The sequence below is a fragment of the Egibacteraceae bacterium genome, assembly GCA_040905805.1.
GTDB lineage: Bacteria > Actinomycetota > Nitriliruptoria > Euzebyales > Egibacteraceae > DATLGH01.
The window spans coordinates 48,916-66,224 of the sequence record JBBDQS010000166.1 but is presented as its reverse complement, the minus strand read 5'-3'; the positions used below and the strand labels follow the sequence as shown (position 1 = coordinate 66,224).

The 17,309-nt window shown below is 74.7% G+C and carries 14 protein-coding genes; 9 read left to right on the top strand and 5 right to left on the bottom strand.

All coding sequences use genetic code 11. The features are described from left to right. The 4 genes from WD250_17950 to WD250_17935 all read left to right on the top strand — a co-directional run. A partial coding sequence (locus WD250_17950) for an Hsp70 family protein (protein ID MEX2622096.1) occupies positions 1-540 on the top strand: 540 nt, incomplete at its 5' end. A gap of 9 nt (positions 541-549) precedes the next feature. Further along, positions 550-1,299, top strand: a complete 750-nt coding sequence (gene grpE / locus WD250_17945; GenBank protein ID MEX2622095.1) for a nucleotide exchange factor GrpE — start codon at positions 550-552, stop codon at positions 1,297-1,299. 14 nt (positions 1,300-1,313) lie between these two features. Continuing rightward, a complete protein-coding gene (gene dnaJ, locus WD250_17940) occupies positions 1,314-2,501 on the top strand; it encodes a molecular chaperone DnaJ (protein ID MEX2622094.1) in 1,188 nt (395 codons plus the stop codon). Between the two features lie 71 nt (positions 2,502-2,572). After that, positions 2,573-2,992: a MerR family transcriptional regulator gene (locus WD250_17935; protein MEX2622093.1), complete on the top strand. Its 420-nt coding sequence runs from the start codon at positions 2,573-2,575 to the stop codon at positions 2,990-2,992. 151 nt (positions 2,993-3,143) lie between these two features. Here the strand turns inward: WD250_17935 and WD250_17930 are convergent, their stop codons facing one another. After that, positions 3,144-4,145 carry a hypothetical protein gene (locus tag WD250_17930; protein ID MEX2622092.1) on the bottom strand — a complete coding sequence of 334 codons (1,002 nt, stop codon included), beginning with the start codon at positions 4,143-4,145 and terminating at the stop codon, positions 3,144-3,146. Positions 4,146-4,332: 187 nt separating this feature from the next. Continuing rightward, positions 4,333-4,602, bottom strand: coding sequence for a hypothetical protein (locus tag WD250_17925; protein MEX2622091.1), 270 nt, complete (start codon positions 4,600-4,602; stop codon positions 4,333-4,335). Positions 4,603-4,877: 275 nt separating this feature from the next. Between WD250_17925 and clpB the strand changes: the two genes are divergently transcribed. After that, positions 4,878-7,487 carry an ATP-dependent chaperone ClpB gene (gene clpB, locus WD250_17920; protein ID MEX2622090.1) on the top strand — a complete coding sequence of 870 codons (2,610 nt, stop codon included), beginning with the start codon at positions 4,878-4,880 and terminating at the stop codon, positions 7,485-7,487. A gap of 773 nt (positions 7,488-8,260) precedes the next feature. Here the strand turns inward: clpB and WD250_17915 are convergent. Both WD250_17915 and WD250_17910 read right to left on the bottom strand, forming a co-directional pair. Further along, positions 8,261-11,038, bottom strand: coding sequence for a hypothetical protein (locus WD250_17915; GenBank protein MEX2622089.1), 2,778 nt, complete (start codon positions 11,036-11,038; stop codon positions 8,261-8,263). A gap of 65 nt (positions 11,039-11,103) precedes the next feature. Then, the gene (locus WD250_17910; protein ID MEX2622088.1) at positions 11,104-11,592 is read right to left on the bottom strand and encodes a methyltransferase domain-containing protein; all 489 of its coding nucleotides are present in this window, start codon (positions 11,590-11,592) and stop codon (positions 11,104-11,106) included. A gap of 390 nt (positions 11,593-11,982) precedes the next feature. Here WD250_17910 and WD250_17905 point away from each other — a divergent pair, with 390 nt between their 5' ends. Beyond that, a complete protein-coding gene (locus WD250_17905) occupies positions 11,983-12,960 on the top strand; it encodes a hypothetical protein (GenBank protein ID MEX2622087.1) in 978 nt (325 codons plus the stop codon). Between the two features lie 14 nt (positions 12,961-12,974). Next, entirely contained in the window at positions 12,975-14,855 is a 1,881-nt protein-coding gene (locus WD250_17900) for a CHRD domain-containing protein (GenBank protein ID MEX2622086.1), read from the top strand. Here WD250_17900 and WD250_17895 read toward each other — a convergent pair. Beyond that, positions 14,839-15,732, bottom strand: a complete 894-nt coding sequence (locus WD250_17895; protein MEX2622085.1) for a glycosyltransferase family 2 protein — start codon at positions 15,730-15,732, stop codon at positions 14,839-14,841. The genes WD250_17900 and WD250_17895 overlap by 17 nt on opposite strands. A gap of 69 nt (positions 15,733-15,801) precedes the next feature. On the opposite strand from WD250_17895, the gene WD250_17890 reads away from it, so the two are divergent. Next, on the top strand, positions 15,802-16,923 hold the full coding sequence (locus tag WD250_17890) for an aminotransferase class I/II-fold pyridoxal phosphate-dependent enzyme (GenBank protein ID MEX2622084.1): 1,122 nt from the start codon (positions 15,802-15,804) through the stop codon (positions 16,921-16,923). Then, a partial coding sequence (locus WD250_17885) for an alpha/beta fold hydrolase (protein ID MEX2622083.1) occupies positions 16,920-17,309 on the top strand: 390 nt, incomplete at its 3' end. The genes WD250_17890 and WD250_17885, both read left to right, overlap by 4 nt.

Here is a 17,309-nt window from a genome sequence, read left to right as displayed (position 1 = left end):
CAGATCGAGGTCACCTTCGACATCGACGCCAACGGCATCGTGCACGTGTCCGCCAAGGACCGGGCCACCGGCAAGGAGCAGTCGATGACCATCACCGGGCAGACGGCCATGCCGAAGGACGACATCGAGCGCATGGTCAAGGACGCCGAGGCCTACGCCGAGGAGGACCGCAAGCGCAAGGAGGAGGCCGACGCGCGCAACGAGGCGGACAACCTCATGTACCAGACCGACAAGCTGGTCACCGACAGCGGCGACAAGATCTCCGCGGAGCACAAGGCGAAGCTCGAGGAGACCCAGGGCAAGGTCCGCGAGGCGCTCGGCGGCCAGGACGTCGCGGCGATCCGCAGCGCCACCGAGGAGCTCATGCGCGTGAGCCAGGAGGTCGGCCAGGCGCTGTACGCCGCCGGCGCGGCGGACCAGGCCGGCCAGCAGACCGCGCAGTCGGCGGCCGGTGACGCGGCAGGCCAGGCGCAGGCCGACGAGGACGAGGGCATCGTGGATGCCGAGGTCGTCGACGAAGGCGACGAGGGCGCGGCCTAAGGGTCGATCATGACTGACCCCCAGGAGATCCGACCGGACGCGACCGCCGAGCAGGCGCCCCGGCCCGATGCCCCCGGCGAGCAGCCGGCCGACGCCGACGAGGTGGCCGAGCCGGCCGACCCGGCCGACCCGGCCGACCCGGCCGACCCGGCCGACCAGGCTGGGCCCGCCGAGCCGGCCGACCAGGCCGACCCGGCCGACCAGGCTGGGCCCGCCGAGCCGGCCGACCAGGCCGAGCCGGTCTACCAGGCTGGGCCCGCCGGTCCGCCCGACGACGGGCGGACCCGTGAGGAGCTGCTCGCCGCGCTCGGTGCGGTCGAGGCCGAGCGCGACGAGTACGTGGACTACCTGCGGCGGGAGCGCGCGGAGTTCGACAACTTCCGCAAGCGCTCCGCCCGGGAGCGCCTGGAGGCGCTCGACCGGGGGGCCGAGAAGGTGGTCGAGGGCCTGCTCGGCGTGCTCGACAACTTCGGTCACGCGCTCGGCGCCGCGGAGGCCAGCGAGGACGAGGGCCTGGCCAAGGGCGTACAGATGGTGCACACCGAGCTGCTCGCCGCGCTGACCAACGCGGGGCTGGAGGAGATCCCGGGGATCGGCGTGGAGTTCGACCCCGAGCAGCACGAGGCGATGATGCAGGTCGACGCCGCCGAGGAGCTCGGCCGCGAGGTCGACGAGCCGGTCGTCGCCGAGGTGCTGCGCAGCGGCTACCGGTTCAAGGGTCGGGTGCTGCGACCCGCATCGGTGAAGGTCGCTCGCTAAGGAGGAGCCCGGGCATGGCGCAGCGCGACTACTTCGAGAAGGACTACTACGCCGCTCTCGGCGTGTCCAAGGACGCCACGCAGGCCGAGGTCAGCAAGGCCTACCGCAAGCTCGCCCGGGACCTGCACCCCGACGCCCGCCCCGACGACCCGACCGCCGAGGCGCGCTTCAAGGAGGTCAGCGAGGCCCACGCCGTGCTGTCCAACCCAGAGAAGCGCAAGGAGTACGACGAGGTCCGCCAGCTGGCCGGCTCCGGGATGTTCGGGGGCGCCGGGCCGGGAGGCGGGGCGGGGGGCTTCCCCGGCGGGTTCCCCCGTGGGTCCACCCGGACCGCGGGAGGTGGGCAGGTCTTCGATCTCGGCGACCTGCTCGGCGACATGTTCACCCAGGGAGGCGGACCGGGCGCCCCATCCGGCGGACGGGCCCGCCGGGGCGCCGGTCCGCGGCGCGGGCGTGACGTGGAGACCGACCTCACCCTGTCGTTCGCCGACGCGATGGCGGGCGTGACCACGACGCTGCGGGTGACCGGTCAGGCCACCTGCTCGACCTGCTTCGGCTCCGGCGCCAAGCCGGGGACCAGCCCGGTGCCGTGCCAGACCTGCGGGGGCCAGGGGTCCATCGCCCGCGACCAGGGACTGTTCAGCTTCTCCGAGCCGTGTCCGACGTGCGCCGGCCGTGGCACCCAGATCCCCGACCCGTGTCCCACCTGCGGGGGCACCGGTGCCGAGCAGCGGGTGCGCACGATCCGCGCGCGCATCCCCGCCGGGGTCCGCGACGGCGCCCGCATCCGGTTGAAGGGCAAGGGCGAGGCCGGCCTCAACGGCGGGCCCTCCGGGGACCTGTACGTGCGCGTGCACGTCGACGAGGACGCGCTGTTCGGACGCTCCGGGGACCAGCTCACCCTGCGTGTCCCGATCACGTTCTCCGAGGCGGCGCTCGGCACGCGACTGCGCGTCCCGACCCTCGACGATCCCGTCACCCTCAAGATCCCGGCGGGTACCGAGTCGGGGCGCACGTTCCGGGTGAAGGGGCGCGGGGCGCCCCGCGCCGGCGGAGGCCGCGGCGACCTGCTGGTGACCGTCGACCTCGTCGTCCCGCGCAAGCTCAACCGCACGCAGCGCAAGCTGCTGGAGGAGTTCGCGGAGACCGAGGAGACCGGCGTGCGCGACCACCTCGAGGCCGCGATGAGCAAGGGGGCCTGAGACGTGAATCGCCGGAGCTTGCGGAGGCGATGCTCCGCTGTGCCGGGTGAGGCGGTCGCGCAGCGACCGCCATGGAGGTGCTGACGGTGGCGAGCGACGGCGCGGTGTACATCATCTCGGTGGCGGCCGAGCTCGCGGGCGTGCATCCCCAGACCCTGCGCACCTACGAGCGCAAGGGCCTGATCGAGCCGGAGCGCACCGCCGGGGGGACCCGGCGCTACTCGCAGCGCGACGTCGACCGGGTCCTGCTCATCCAGGAGCTCACCCAGGGCGAGGGCGTGAACCTCGCCGGGGTCCTGCGCGTCCTGGACCTCCAGGACCGCCTCGAGCTCGCCGAACGCCGCCTGACCCGCGCCCGCATGGAGACCGAAGCCGTGCGCGAGGAGGCGAGGCGGAGCATGCGTCGCGCCGCGCAGCGCAGCGGTGCCGAGATCGTGCTCTACCGGCCGACGGCCATCGAGCGGCACCAGGGCTCCCGCCGCCGGCGCTGAGCCGGGACGCGGGGCCGGGTGGCGGCCTCGCCCGGGCGCCGTGCAGGATCAGGGCCACAGCATGGCCCCAATCCGCAACGCACCGACCCGTCCGCGGTCCGGGCCCACAGCCGCCGTGCAGGATCACGGCCGACGCGCACAGGCCCGTGTGTCAGCGGGCGCGGCGGCGCTGGAGGGCGTAGGCGCCGGCGGAGGCGGCGCCGGCCAGGGTGAGCAGGGCCGAGGCCAGGATCACCGTCGGGGATGGCGCGCCGGTCGACCCGGCGGGCGCGCCGGGTCCGGCGGGCGCGCCGGGTCCGGCGAACGCGCCGGGTCCGGCGGGCGGGGCGACGGTCGGCCCGGCCGAGGCCAGGAGCTCCCGGTGGGCCGGCGCCACCCCGGTCACCCGCCGTGCGGACGTGTCGGCGCGCGCCACCTCGCGGGGCGCCACGAGGGGCGCGAGCACCTGGTCGTCGTCGAACGCGTCCATGGTCGAGGACCGCAGCGCCGTCATCGCGCCCGACGGCGCCGTTGCGCGGCCCGAGGAGCTCGTGCGCTGCGACCCGCGCGCACCGGCCATGCCCGGGTCGTCCTGCTCGTCTGGGGCGTCAGCGGCGGGCGGCGGGCCGGGGTGTGGCGCGGGCGACCCCGCCACGGCCACGGGATGCTCGGCGGGCGCCCGGGACGCGGGCACCTCCGCGTCGTCGGCGGGTGGCGACGCGGGCGCCTCCGCGTCGTCGGCGGGTGGCGGCGCGGGAGGCGCGGGAGGCGCGGGAGGGCTGTCCGGCATGGCGGCGGGAGGCGGGGCGTCCGGTGTGGGGGGCGGCGCCGGCGCGGGAGGGGTCGCCACTGGCTCCGGCTCGAACTCGTGCTCGACGTCGCGCTCCGCCCGGGGCTGGGGCGCAGGCGCTGCGGTGGGTTCCACCGGAGGTTGCGCCGGGGCTGGCGGGGGGGTCGGTTCCGGCTCGTACTCGTGCTCGAACTCGCGCTCCGCGGTCGGCGCGGCGTCCACCTCCTCGTCCTGGACCTCCGCGGAGCCCTCGGACGCGACCACCGACGGGTCGGTCTGGGCCTCGCCGTCCGGGACGGTGTAGGCAGCGCCCCCGAGGACGCAGGCCACGATCCCCGCGGCGACGGTCAGCGCCCGCGTGCGGTGTGTCCGGTGCTTGCTCATGCGGGTTCCCCCGTCCGTTCGATCGCGCGGCGCTGGTCGGCGGCTCGGCGCGCACTAGTCCACAGCTGGCTACCAGTCGTACTGCAACCGGGGCCCGGGCGCCACGCGGGCGCTCGTGGACGCCCGGGTACCAGGCGCCCGGCGGGGCCTGCCCCGGTCGGCGTCGGCGGCGCGGTCAGCCGATCGGTCAGCCGATCCAGAGTTCCGAGAGGATGCGGTGGCGCGAGCCGGGTGGCACGTCGCCGCGCTCGTAGCGCAGCGCACCCGGCGGGAACGCACAGGTCGGGCACGTGGGCATCGGCACCGTGCGGTCGAACCAGCTGTCGCAGCCGAACCAGGCACGGCACTTGCCGCACTGGCCCCAGATCTCCACGACGGGCTGGTCGACCCGGCCCTGGGGGGAATGCGCCACCGCCGGCGCGGGTGTGGAGGTCGACTTCAGCTTCATCAATGGCATGGGCTTCGCCTAGGGATCAGGATGCTCGGGCAGCTCGGAGCATCAGGCCGGTGGGAGCCACGGGGACCAGGCGGCGCACGTCTCGGGTGTGGATCCTGCATTCCCCTCTGGGAGGGGCGCGAACCCGGACAACCGGCAACCGATTACCGCTCAGGATAACCCGCTGGACCTCTCCGTTCAACCCACATTTGCTGGGTTTGAGGCCGGACCAACGGTGACAACAATCTAAGTGCTAAGCACGCAGATTTTCTCTCCGCAGGGGGTACACTTCGAGCATGGATCTCGAACGCTTCACCCACAAGTCACAGCTCGCCCTCCAGCAGGCGGTGCAGACGGCGAGCCAGCGCGGTCACGCCGAGGTGGCGCCCCTGCACCTGCTCGCCGCCCTGCTCACCGAGTCCGAGGGGGCGGTGTACCCCGTGCTCGGCCGTCTGGGGGTGACGCCGGCGACGCTGGTGCGCGCCACCGACGAGGCGCTCGGCCACCTGCCCGCCGCCCACGGGGCCACCGGTCAGCCGACCCTGTCCCGCGACCTCGCGCGTGTGCTCGACGACGCCCAGGAGCGGGCCGGCGCACTCGGTGACGACTACACCTCCACCGAGCACCTGCTGCTCGCCCTCGCCGCGGAGCGGGGCAAGGCCGGCGGGGTGCTGCGCGACGCCGGTGTGGAGGGCGACGCCCTGCTGTCCGCGCTGCGGGAGGTGCGCGGGAACCAGCGCGTCACCTCCCAGACCCCCGAGGCCACCTACGAGGCGCTGGAGCGCTACGCCCGCGACCTCACCGACGCCGCCCGCGCCGGCGACCTCGACCCCGTCATCGGCCGCGACGAGGAGATCCGCCGGGTCATCCAGGTCCTGAGCCGCCGCACGAAGAACAACCCCGTGCTGATCGGCGACCCCGGCGTCGGCAAGACCGCCATCGTCGAGGGGCTCGCGAAGCGCATCGTCGACGGCGACGTGCCCGGCAGCCTGAAGGACAAGCGCCTCGTCGCACTCGACCTGGCCGCGATGGTCGCCGGCGCGAAGTACCGCGGCGAGTTCGAGGAGCGGCTGAAGGCGGTGCTGAAGGAGATCGAGTCCGCGCAGGGCCAGATCATCAGCTTCGTCGACGAGCTGCACACCATCGTCGGTGCCGGCAAGGCCGAGGGGGCGATGGACGCCGGCAACATGATCAAGCCCATGCTCGCGCGCGGCCAGCTGCGCATGATCGGCGCGACCACGCTGGAGGAGTACCGCGCCATCGAGAAGGACAAGGCGCTGGAGCGCCGCTTCCAGCCGGTGCACGTCGGCGAGCCCTCGATCGAGGACACCGTCGCGATCCTGCGCGGCCTGAAGGAGCGCTACGCCCTGCACCACGGCGTGCGCATCACCGACTCGGCCCTGGTGGCCGCCGCGCGCCTGTCCGACCGCTACCTCACCGAGCGCTTCCTGCCCGACAAGGCCATCGACCTGGTCGACGAGGCCACCAGCCGCCTGGCCATCGAGCTGGACTCGATGCCCGCCGAGATCGACGTGCTCACCCGCCGGGCCAAGCAGCTGGAGATCGAGCAGGCCGCCCTGGAGGGCGACCGGGAACGGGCGACGACGTCGCCGGCGGGCGGGCGCAAGGAGGACCCCGACACGGTCGACCGGCGGCGCGAGATCGCCGACGAGCTCGAGGCCCTGCGGGGCGAGCTCGACACCCTGCGCCAGCAGTGGGAGGCCGAGAAGGCCGCCATCGAGCGGGTCAACGAGCTGCGCCAGCAGCTGGAGACCACCCGCGAGGACGCCGAGCGCGCCGAGCGCGACGGGGAGCTGTCGCGCGCCGCCGAGCTGCGCTACGGGCGCATCCCCGCCCTGGAACGCGACCTCGAGGCGGCCCAGGCGGCGCTGGACGAGCTGCAGAGCGAGCAGCGCATGCTCAAAGAGGAGGTCGACGCCGAGGACATCGCCGAGGTCGTCGGCAAGTGGACCGGCATCCCCGTCGCCCGCCTGCTCGAAGGCGAGCGCGACAAGCTCGTGCGCCTCGAGGACACGCTGCGCCAGCGGGTGATCGGCCAGGAGGAGGCCGTCAAGGCCGTCGCCGACGCCGTGCGCCGCTCCCGCGCGGGCCTGGCCGACCCCGACCAGCCGCTGGGCTCGTTCCTGTTCCTCGGGCCGACCGGTGTCGGCAAGACCGAGCTGGCGCGCACCCTGGCGCAGTTCCTGTTCGACGACGAGCGGGCGATGATCCGCCTGGACATGGGCGAGTTCCAGGAGAAGCACACCGTGTCCCGCCTGGTCGGGGCGCCCCCGGGCTACGTCGGCTACGACGAGGGCGGGCAGCTGACCGAGCCGGTCCGCCGGCGGCCCTACTCGGTCATCCTGCTCGACGAGGTCGAGAAGGCCCACCCCGACGTGTTCAACGCGCTGCTGCAGGTGCTCGACGACGGCCGCCTGACCGACGGGCAGGGCCACACCGTGGACTTCCGCAACACCGTGGTCGTCATGACGAGCAACCTCGGCTCGCAGTACCTGCTCGACCCGGACCTGCCCGACGAGGCCATGCGCGAGCGGGTCATGACCGAGGTGCGCGGCCACTTCCGCCCGGAGTTCCTGAACCGCCTCGACGAGGTCCTGATCTTCCACCGGCTGTCCCGCGAGCACCTGCGCGCCATCGTGGACGTGCAGCTCGAACGGGTGCGCGCACGATTCGCCCAACGCGACCTGGACCTGGAGCTGACCGGCGCGGCCAAGGACTGGCTGGCCGCGCGCGGTTACGACCCGGTGTTCGGCGCCCGACCCCTGAAGCGGGTGCTGCGCAAGGAGCTGGAGGACCGGGTGGCGCTCGCGCTGCTCGACGACACGGTCACCGAGGGCTCGGTGGTCAAGGTCGACGTCGCCGGCGACGAGCTCACCATCGGCTGAGCCCCGCAGCACGATGTGATAGGCGGTGCACACATGGCGGTGCGAGCCGCGCAAGAGATGGGCGTCCGATAGCGGGCGTTACCGCACAGTGCACCCTTGGTCAACGCAGGTCCAGGACCGTCTCCAGAGCGAGGCCGACACCCCACTGCTCTTCAGTGCCGGCCTGCTGATGCCCTTGGCGGCGTCCGAGGCGCAGCCGGACGACGTCTCCACGCCGCACGGAGATCCTCCATCATCGCGGAGACCTCGGCCGCCTCGGCGCGGTCGGCTTCGCCAGCTGCGAGCTCAGCCACTTCGTCGATGAGGCGCTGGCGATCGCGAAGCCGCTGGGCAGCCGCGACCAGACCACGCCGGACCGCTTCCGAGCGGGACAGGCCAGTGGCAACGCTCGAGTTGCGCACCGCCGCCGAGGGTCGGCGCCCAGTTTTCCCGCGCCGACGCGGGAGAGCTCCGGCCAGGCAGCGCCATGCTGGCCCCCGTGGAGGTCGTTCGCCCAGATTTCCCGCGCGGGAAATCTGGGCGGGCCGTTCTCGAGGGGCCTACGGACCGGCGGTCATGTGCCCGTCCGCCACCAGCGTGTCAAGGGTGCGGGCGATGAACGAGGCCATCTGGTCGCGGCGCACTGGTGCCGTCGGGGAGAACGCGGAGCGCTGCGGGGCGGGATAGGACAGTGCGCATGGTTGCTCCTGTGGTCGGTGTGCGGTGCGGATAACTCACACCGGTACTGTCCCCCCGGCGCATGGGATGCCGGTGAAGCGAGCGTGAGCGTGTCCTTATGGCGGCGCGCTGGTGAGCCTGCCCCTGGCCCGCCGTCGCCGCCAGACTCCCCACGCAGAGCCCACCAACAACGACAGGGCCGCGGCCGCGGCGAGCGCCACCCCGACGGACCAGCCAGCCGGCACGTAGCGCAGCTCCACGACCCCGCCGCCGGGCGGCACGACCACCCCGACGAACAGGTGGTTGACCCGCACCACGTCGACGGGCTGCCCCTCCAGGGTGGCGCGCCACCCGTCGAGCGCCTCCTGCAGCACCACCAGCACCGCACCGTCGTCGGCGTCGACCACCGCCCGGATCGTGCCGCCGTCCTGCGTCCACCCGGTGACCACGGGGGTGCCGCCGTCGGGCAGACCGGTCAGGGGCGCGCCGGCGGTCGCCTCGACGACGGCGGTGGTGGCGACCTCCTCGGGCTCGAGGTCCTCGAGGACCCCGAGGGCGCGGCCGGGGAGCACCGCCCGCGCCGAGCCCACCGCATAGACCCGCTCGGGCGCCCGGTCGTTGGCGAACAGCCGGACCGGGCCCGCCTCGGTGGCCTCGTAGGTGGGGTCGTCGCGGAAGCGCAGGCCCACCGCCGGCCTGAACCCCGTGTCGGTGGCGTCGCCGTAGACGGCCACGCCGGACGTGCCGTCCTGGACGTCGCCGGTCAGGCGGATGCTCACCTGGTCGCCGGCGGACACCTCGACCGGCGGCACGGGGATCATCGCGGGCTTGCCGTCGACCAGGCTCGCCAGCCCGATGCGCCCCGCGGTCGCCACGTCACCCACCTGCACCCTGGCTTGCAGCGCGCCGACGTTGCGGCGGCCGAAGTCGCCGACCCTGACCTGCACGCCCACGATGGTGCCGTCCCGCGGGGCGGGCAGGCGCACCGCCACCCCGGCGCTGCTCAGCGGACCGCTCGGGACGTATCCCACGGCCGGGACCCGCGCGCCCGGGAGCACCTCGACCCAGTCGGGGGCGAGCACCGTGCCGACCCCGAGCAGCGTCAGCCAGGGCTCCCAGGCGGCGCTGTCCTCCGCGTCCAGGCGCCAGAGCGTGGCCGAGGTGAACTGCGCGCCCATGCGGGTCAGGACCTGCCGGTGACGCCGGCTGACGAAACCGTGGTAGCGCACGTCGGCGAACCCGTACTCCAGATGGGTGTTCGGCAGACCGACGTCGTTGGCCGTCGCGACCCGGTGCCGCGCCGAGGCGTCGACCAGCGCGTCCAGTCCGGGCGCGTCGGGGAACAGCCCCGCGCGGGGCACCTGCGGGTTGCGCCCGGCGGCGAAACCGCCGAGGTCCACCGCGACCAACCCCACCAGCCCCACAGCGAGGATGCCCGCGCCCAGCGGCCGCCACGCCACCGCCACGAGCCGGGCCCCCGCCACCAGCATCGCGACCGCCACCACCAGCCCGGCCGCCACCTCGACGTGCTCCCACCCGAGCCGCAGGGCCTGCGCCGCCGCCGCGGGGCTCGCGAACGCATCCTGCGCGTACGCGGTCAGCCACGGCAAGGGCCGCATCGCCGTCCACGCCGCGGCCCCGAGCAGGGCCACCACCGCCGCGCGCACGAACGTCCACCGCGTCAGCCGGGACCAGCCCCCCACCCACCGCACCAGGGCGTCCGCACCGAAGGCGCCGAGCAGGGCCAACGACAGCCCCGCCACCGCCAGCGCACGCGGGGGCGGGTTGGTCGCGAGGACCGGCACGCCGGCCAGCACCGGGCGCACGAACGGCGCACCGTAGGCCACCGCCACAAACGCCGCGGCCAGGCCGGTGGCGACCCACACCCCGAGACGGCGCGGTGCGAGCACCCACGCCGGGACGGCCAGCGCCAGGGTCACCACCCCCGCGTAGCCCACCGTCTCCACGTACGCGGGGCGCAGCCAGAACGGGCGGGACACCACGTCCCCGAAGTAACCGGGCACCGCGAACGTCACCAGCGCAGCCAGGGGCACCCGGGCACGCCACATCTGCTCGCGGCTCCCCAGGTCGAACTGGTCGAGCATCAGCACGGTCGGCAGGAGGGTGAACGCCGCCAGCGCGGTGCCGGCCACGACCCCCCCGGCGATCGCCGCCCCACCGCCGACCAGCGTCCGCCAACCCGCGCCGCGGTGGCTCAGCAGGGCGTGCGCCCCCAGCACCGCGGCACCGAGCAGCCCCCAGACCGACACGGCGGGGAACCCGCCGAGCCACAGGCCCGCGGTCGCCAGGCCCAGGGCGGCCACCGCCCACCAGGGACGCCCGGGACGAGCGCAGACGCGCACCGCCGCCCACACCCACGGGATGAAGGCACCGACGTGGCTCTGCGGCCACCCCAGCCATCCGACCATGAAGCCCGACAGCCCGAACGCGACCCCGGCGACCGTCGACCCGGCCCGCCCGATGCCGAAGCCGCGCGCCAGGACGTAGGCGCCGCCCATGGCCGCCAGGAGGCGCAGCGCCATCCCCCACGACCACGCCTGGTCGAACGGCAGCACCGCCGCGGGGAGCTGGAAGGGGCTCCACACCCCCCAGCCCAGGAACGCCTCGCCGGGATAGCCGATCCCGACGTCGCCCAACCAGGCGGCGTCGTCACCGGCCAGGAGACGCCGGAGGATGGCGTGCTGGGTCGGATAGTACTGGTCGATGACGTCGCGCAGCTCGTAGTTGGCGAGCTGCCTGGTGGGGATCGGCTCCCCCTCGCTCCACGGCAGGAACGCCTCCAGCTGGTCGTGCGGCAGCACGACCTCGTCGCCGATCAACGACGGACCGAGCAGCGCCAGGATCAGGGTCGCGAACACCGCCCAGGGGACCACGGCGGCGGCGGCCCGTCGGACAGCGGAGGAGAGCGGCCGGAGCGAGGGGAGTCGCGTCGGCCGACCTAGTCGAGCCGGGCCCACACGAGCGTCCAGGGCAGCGGCTTGACGACGTCGGCGACCGCGCCGACCGTGCTCACGAGACGGATGAGATCCGGTGACGTCCAGCGGCGACGGCGGCCGGGGGCGACACCCGCGGCCCGTGCCTCGGGGACGGACACCAGGTGCGCCACGGAGAAGGCCGGGTCGCGGGGCATGGCGAGGACGAGGTGGCGGCGGGTGACCCGCGCGAGCTCGCGCACGCCCGCCTGCGGATCCTGCAGGGTCGCCAGGGACCCGCCCCCGACGAGCACGTCGACCGTCTTGTCGGCGAACGGCAGCCGGGCGTCGCCGGGCACGACCAGCGCGGCATCACCCCACCGGACGTGGAGCCGTTCGGCGATGGCGCTGTCCTCCCAGCCCACCGCCACGGCCCGGCCCGCCGGGGTCTCCACCGCGACCCGGTCCAGCAGGTCCTCGAGGCACCCCATGAGCCCACGGGCCAGGCCCCTCATCGCGGCGCTGCGCGCGAGGGTCCGGCCACGGTCACAGTCGATCCTCGCAAACGGTCGGGCCCAACGGTCAAGAGCGGTGCGCCAGCATATCCGTGGACCGGCGATATCCCCAGCCGTCGAAAACCTGCGCGTCAGGCGGCTCCGCCGCGATCAGTAGCATGGGGCCGCAGCGATGCGCATCCCCCCCGCCCACCACGCCGACGTCCGCACCGCTCCGACGGTGCCGGCCCGGCGACCCATGCCCCAGACGGTGCTGCACCGGCGCTCCGGCGATCCCCAGGCCGGCATCCTCAGGGCGGTCGCTGCGCGACCGCCACACCCCGCACAGCAGAGAATCACCCTCGCAGGCTCGGACGATTCACATGTCAGACCCGGCCGGGAGCACTGAGCGTGCGTCGGTGGATCGGGCTGGCGGCGCGCACCGCCTTCGGTGCGGCCGGGCTCACCTTCCTGGCGGTGACCTTCTGGCAGACCTGGGACCGCAGCACCGAGGTGCTCGTCCCGGCGTGGTGGCGCCTCGTGGTCGCCTTCGTGCTCCTGACCGTCGCCATGGCGCTGACCAATCGGGCCTGGGCCCAGCTGCTGCCGCCCGACGTGCGTGGCCGGTCGCTGTCCGCCGGCTTCTACCTGTCCCAGCTCGGCAAGTACGTGCCGGGCGGTGTCTGGCAGGCGATCGGCCAGGTCGGCTACGCCACCCGGGCGGAGGTCTCCCTACCGCGGGCGGCGACCGCCTTCGTGGTGTTCGCGTTCACCCAGGCCGGCGCCGGCGCGGTCCTCGGCGCCGGGATCGCCGTCCTCGGCACCGAGCTGGGCGGGTGGCTGCGCCTGGCCGCCCTGGCGCCGCTCGCGATCCTGGTCATGCTCGACCGCCGATGGTTGGTCTGGGTCATCACCTGGTATCGCCGGCGCCGGCCCCACCCGCTGGTGAGCACCGGCCCCGGCGCCGTCGACGGCGACACGACCGCCCGGGCCGACACCCGCGAGGCCGTGCAGGAGCTCGTGCCCGCACAGGCGGCGATCCTGCGGGCGGGGGCCTGGTGCCTCGGGGTCATCCTCGCGATGGGGTCCGCGTTCGCGGTGCTGGTCACGGGGCTCGTCCCCGGGGTGTCCTTCCCCACCGTCGTGTCCGGTCACGCCATGGCGTGGATGGTGGGGTTCGTCGCCGTGCCGTTCCCCTCGGGCCTGGGCATCCGCGAGGCCGTCCACATCCTGCTGCTCGGTCCCTCGGTCGGGACGGCCACGCTGATCGCCGCGTCGGTCTACTTCCGCCTCGCCCAGATGCTGGCCGAGCTGGTGCTGATCGCCGCCAGCCGCAACTGGCGCGCGCCGGCGCGCGCCACCACCCCGCGCGAGCGCAGCGGGCGCTGAGGGAGGCTGGAGCCATGTGGGCCACGTCGGGCACGGGCACACGCGCGGGGACGGCCGTCGTCGCCGTCCTGGCCGTGGCGGTCGCCCTGCTGGCCGCTCCCGCCGACGCCCAGGGACCTGCGCGCAGCCTGGAGCACGCCTGTCCCGCCAACACCCCGGGGGCGGGGTTCGGGGACCTGCACGGCAGCACCCACGCGACCGCCGTCGACTGCCTGGCCCTGTACGGCATCACGGCCGGGGTGGGCCCCACCACCTACGAACCCGCCGGCTCGGTGCGTCGCGACCAGATGGCGTCGTTCGTCATGCGCCTGCTCGACCTGGCCGACCTGGACCTTCCCGCGGCGGCCGACGGTCCCTTCGCCGACGTCTCCCCCGACAACGCCCACGCCACCGCGGTCAACCGGCTCGCGGCGGTCGGGGTGGTGAGCGGCTTCGCCGACGGGTCCTACCGGCCCGCGGCGCCGGTGCGCCGCGACCAGATGACCGCCTTCCTGAACCGCGCCGTCGCCGAGATCGCCGGCGAGCCCCGGCAGCCGGGCCGGCGCTTCTTCACCGACACCGACGGCAACGTCCACGAGGACGACATCAACGCCCTGGCCGAGGCGCGCGTGGCCGTCGGCACGGAGCACGGCACCTTCCTGCCCTCCCAGCCGGTGCGCCGCGACCAGATGGCCGCGTTCGTCATGCGCCTCGTCGATGTGCTCACCGAGGAGGCGGTGCTGTTCACCAGCGTCCACGTCGCCACGCTCGACGGCTACCTGGTGGTCGGCCACGGCGAGCCGGCGGGCCGGCTGGGACAGGGCGACCCGGGGGCGCTCGGCACCGCGTTCCTGCGCCTGCACAGCGGCACCGGACGGCTGTGCTCGACGATCTCGGTCCTGGCCGACGGCCCGTTCCACGGCAGCCACCTGAGCCGAGCGGCCATGGACGCGACGGGCCCGACCGCGGCCCAGCTGGGCACACCCGACGACGAGACCGGCCGGACCGAGGGGTGTGCGCCGGTCGACACGGCGCTGCTCGACGCGATCGAGGCCTCCCCGAGCGACTTCGCCGTGGACGTGCGGTCGCAGCGGTACCCCGAGGGGGTGGTGCGCGGGCAGCTCGGCACCGCCCATCGCGCGGTCACGCCGTCGGGGGCCTTCGTGGCGGACGCCCGGAGCGGACCCGCGCGCTTCGGCCAGGGCCAGACCGACGCGACCGGCGTCGCCGTCCTGCAGATCGACGCCCCCAACGGCCGGCTGTGCACGTACCTCGCGACCGACGCGGCTGCCCCCTACATCGGGGCGCACATCCACGCCGGGGCGATGGACGCCACGGGGCCCCGCGTCCTGGACCTGCCCGTGCCGGCCGACGCCACCGGGCGGGCCGCCGGCTGCGTGAGCGCCAACCCGCTCGTCATGGCGCAGCTCGTGGAGCACAGTGCTGGCCACTACGTGACCGTGCGCACCGCCGAGCACCCCGGCGGCGCGGTCCGCAGCCAGCTCACCACGGGCACGCTCGGCGTCCCGCTGTCCGGGGCGCACGTGGTCGGCCCCGAGGGCGAGCCCGGCGCCGGCGAGCCCGGCGCGACCGGTCACGCGTGGCTGCAGGCCGACTTCGCCTCCGGGTTCACCTGCTTCTGGCTCACCACCGACGCGACAGGACCCTTCGCCACCAGCCACATCGTGCATGCCCCGGCCGGCGAGCGCGGCCTGGCGGTGGTCACGGCCCCGGCCCCCGACGACGCGACCGGCGAGGTCAGCCGGTGCCAGCAGATCGACCCCGCCGTCCTCGCCGACACCCAGCACCTCGACCGGTACGCGTTCGTGGTGCGCACCGCGGCCCATCCCGACGGGGCAGTGCGCGGCCAGCTCGCCGACGGCCTGCTGTACCCGGCGGTCAGTCCCGGCGGTTGATCCGCACGATCAGGTCGGCGAGCAGCCCGAGGCTGAAGAGGGTCAGCCCGGTCACCAACAGCAGCAGGGTGTTGCTCGTGAGCCGGAACGGGTTGGTGACCATGTCGTAGACGAACTTGCCGCCCCCGAGGGTGAGCAGGAGCAGCGCGATCGGCCCGAAGACCCGCAGCGGCTCGAAGAACGTGATCATCCGCACGACCTGCAGGATGTAGCGGTAGGCGTCCTTGATCGGGTGGAAGTGGGACCGGCCGGCGCGCTGCTGGTAGTCGATGGGGATGTACTCGACGATCAGCCCGTTGGCGAGGAAGGCGAGGGTGATCGTGGTGACGCAGCTGAAGCCGGACGGCAGGAGCCCGAGGTAGGGGCGGGCCTGCTCGCGGGAGAACACCCGCAGGCCGGAGTTCAGGTCGGGGATCTTCGTCTGGGCGAGGTACTCCGCGAGCCTGCGGATCGCCCACTTGGCCGGGACCCGCAGCACCTTCATGGTGCCCTCCTCGGACCCGCGCGCCCCGACGACCTGGTGGGCCCTGCCCTCGGCGAGGGCATCCACGAACTCGGGGATGCGCTCGTTGGGGTAGGTCATGTCCGCGTCGGTCCAGGCGACCCACCGTCCCCGGGCCTGGGCCGTGCCGAGGCGCCGGGCCGTGCCCGAACCCCGGTTCACGGGGAAGCGCAGGAGCCGCACGAACGGCAGGCCCTCCACGGCCTCGGCGGTGCCGTCCGAGGACCCGTCGTCCACGACGAGGATCTCGAAGGTGTACCGCGAGTTCTTCATGGCCGCGGTGATGCGGTCGACCTCGGCGCGGATGTGGCCGACCTCGTTGAAGGCGGGCAGCACGACGGTGACGTCGAGGTCCTGCTCGGTGGAGGGGGGCATGGTCGCGAGCATAACGCGAAGGCGCCTGGCCTCCCCGCCATCACCGGTGCAAGGCCCTACGATCGGCCGGTGACCGCCGCGCCACTCGACCCCACCACACAGGCCGTGTCCGCCGGCCGCGGCGCCGGCGACCCCGGCGACGCCCTGAGCGTGCCGGTGACCCTCGCGTCGGTGTACCGCTCCGGGGGCGGCCCCGGGGCCGTGGGCTACGGACGGGAGGGCAACCCCACGTGGACGGCGCTCGAGGACGTCCTCGCCGCCCTGGAGGGCGGGACGGCGCACGTCTTCTCCTCGGGGATGGGGGCCATCGAGGCGGTCCTCGACCTCCTGCCCCTTGGCGCGCCGGTCGCCGTGGCCCGCGACGCCTACATCGGCACGCGGGCGCGCCTGGACGACCTCGCCGAACGGGGGCGGGTGGTCGTGCATCCCGTCGACATCGCCGACACCGGCGCGACCCTCGCGGCCTGCGAGGGCGCGAGCCTGCTGTGGATCGAGTCGCCCACCAATCCGCTGATGGCCATCGCCGACCTCCCCGCCCTCGCGCGGGGCGCCCGGGAGCTCGGCGTGCGCACCGTGGCGGACAACACCTTCGCCACGCCGCTGCTCACGCGCCCGCTGGACCTCGGGGTCGACGTCGTCGTGCACAGCGTGACGAAGTTCCTCGCCGGGCACTCCGACGTGCTGCTCGGCGCGACCGTCGCCGCGGACCCGGCCCTGGCCGAGGAGCTGCGCGCCCGGCGCACCCTGCTCGGGTCGGTCCCCGGGCCGATGGAGGCCTGGCTGGCGCTGCGTGGCGTGCGCACCCTCGGGCCGCGGCTTGAGCGCGCCCAGGCCAGCGCCGGGGAGCTCGCCCGCCGCCTCGAGCGGCACCCGGGCGTGACCCGGGTGCGCTACCCGGGGCTGCCCGACGATCCCGGCCACGCCCGCGCCGCCGCCCAGATGCGCGGCTTCGGGGCGATGCTCGCGTTCGAGGTCGCCGGCGGCGGACCGGCGGCGGACGGGGTCTGCGCGAACGTGCGCCTGGCGATCCACGCCACCAGCCTCGGCGGCGTCGAGACGACGCTGGAGCGCCGCAACGAGCACCCCGGGGAGGAGGCGGTGCCCGCGGGGCTGGTGCGGGTCAGCGTCGGCTGCGAGCACGTCGAGGACCTGTGGGCCGATCTGGCGCAGGCCCTGGCGGCGCCCGCATGACGGTGCTCGCGTGGCAGCGGGCCGGCACCCCCGGCGGCCCGGCGGTGGTGCTCGTGCACGCCTGGGCCGCCGACGGCGCCCGCGACTGGGAGGTGACCGGCTGGGTGCCGCGACTGGCCGCGGCAGGGTTCGACGTGCTGGTCCCCGACCTGCCCGGTCACGGGGAGTCCGCCGACGTGCTGCTGCCGCCCGAGGCGGAGTCCGCCGGTTGGACCGCTGCGGTGCTGCACCACGACCTCGCCGCGCTCGGGCCTGGGCGCGTCCAGGCGGTCGGCTATGCCGAGGGGTGCCTGGTCGCCGGCCACCTGGCGGTGCGCGCCGCGGCGTCCGGGCCCGCCGGCCCCGCCCCCCCCCCCCCCCCCCCCCCCCGCCCAGCCCGACCCCCC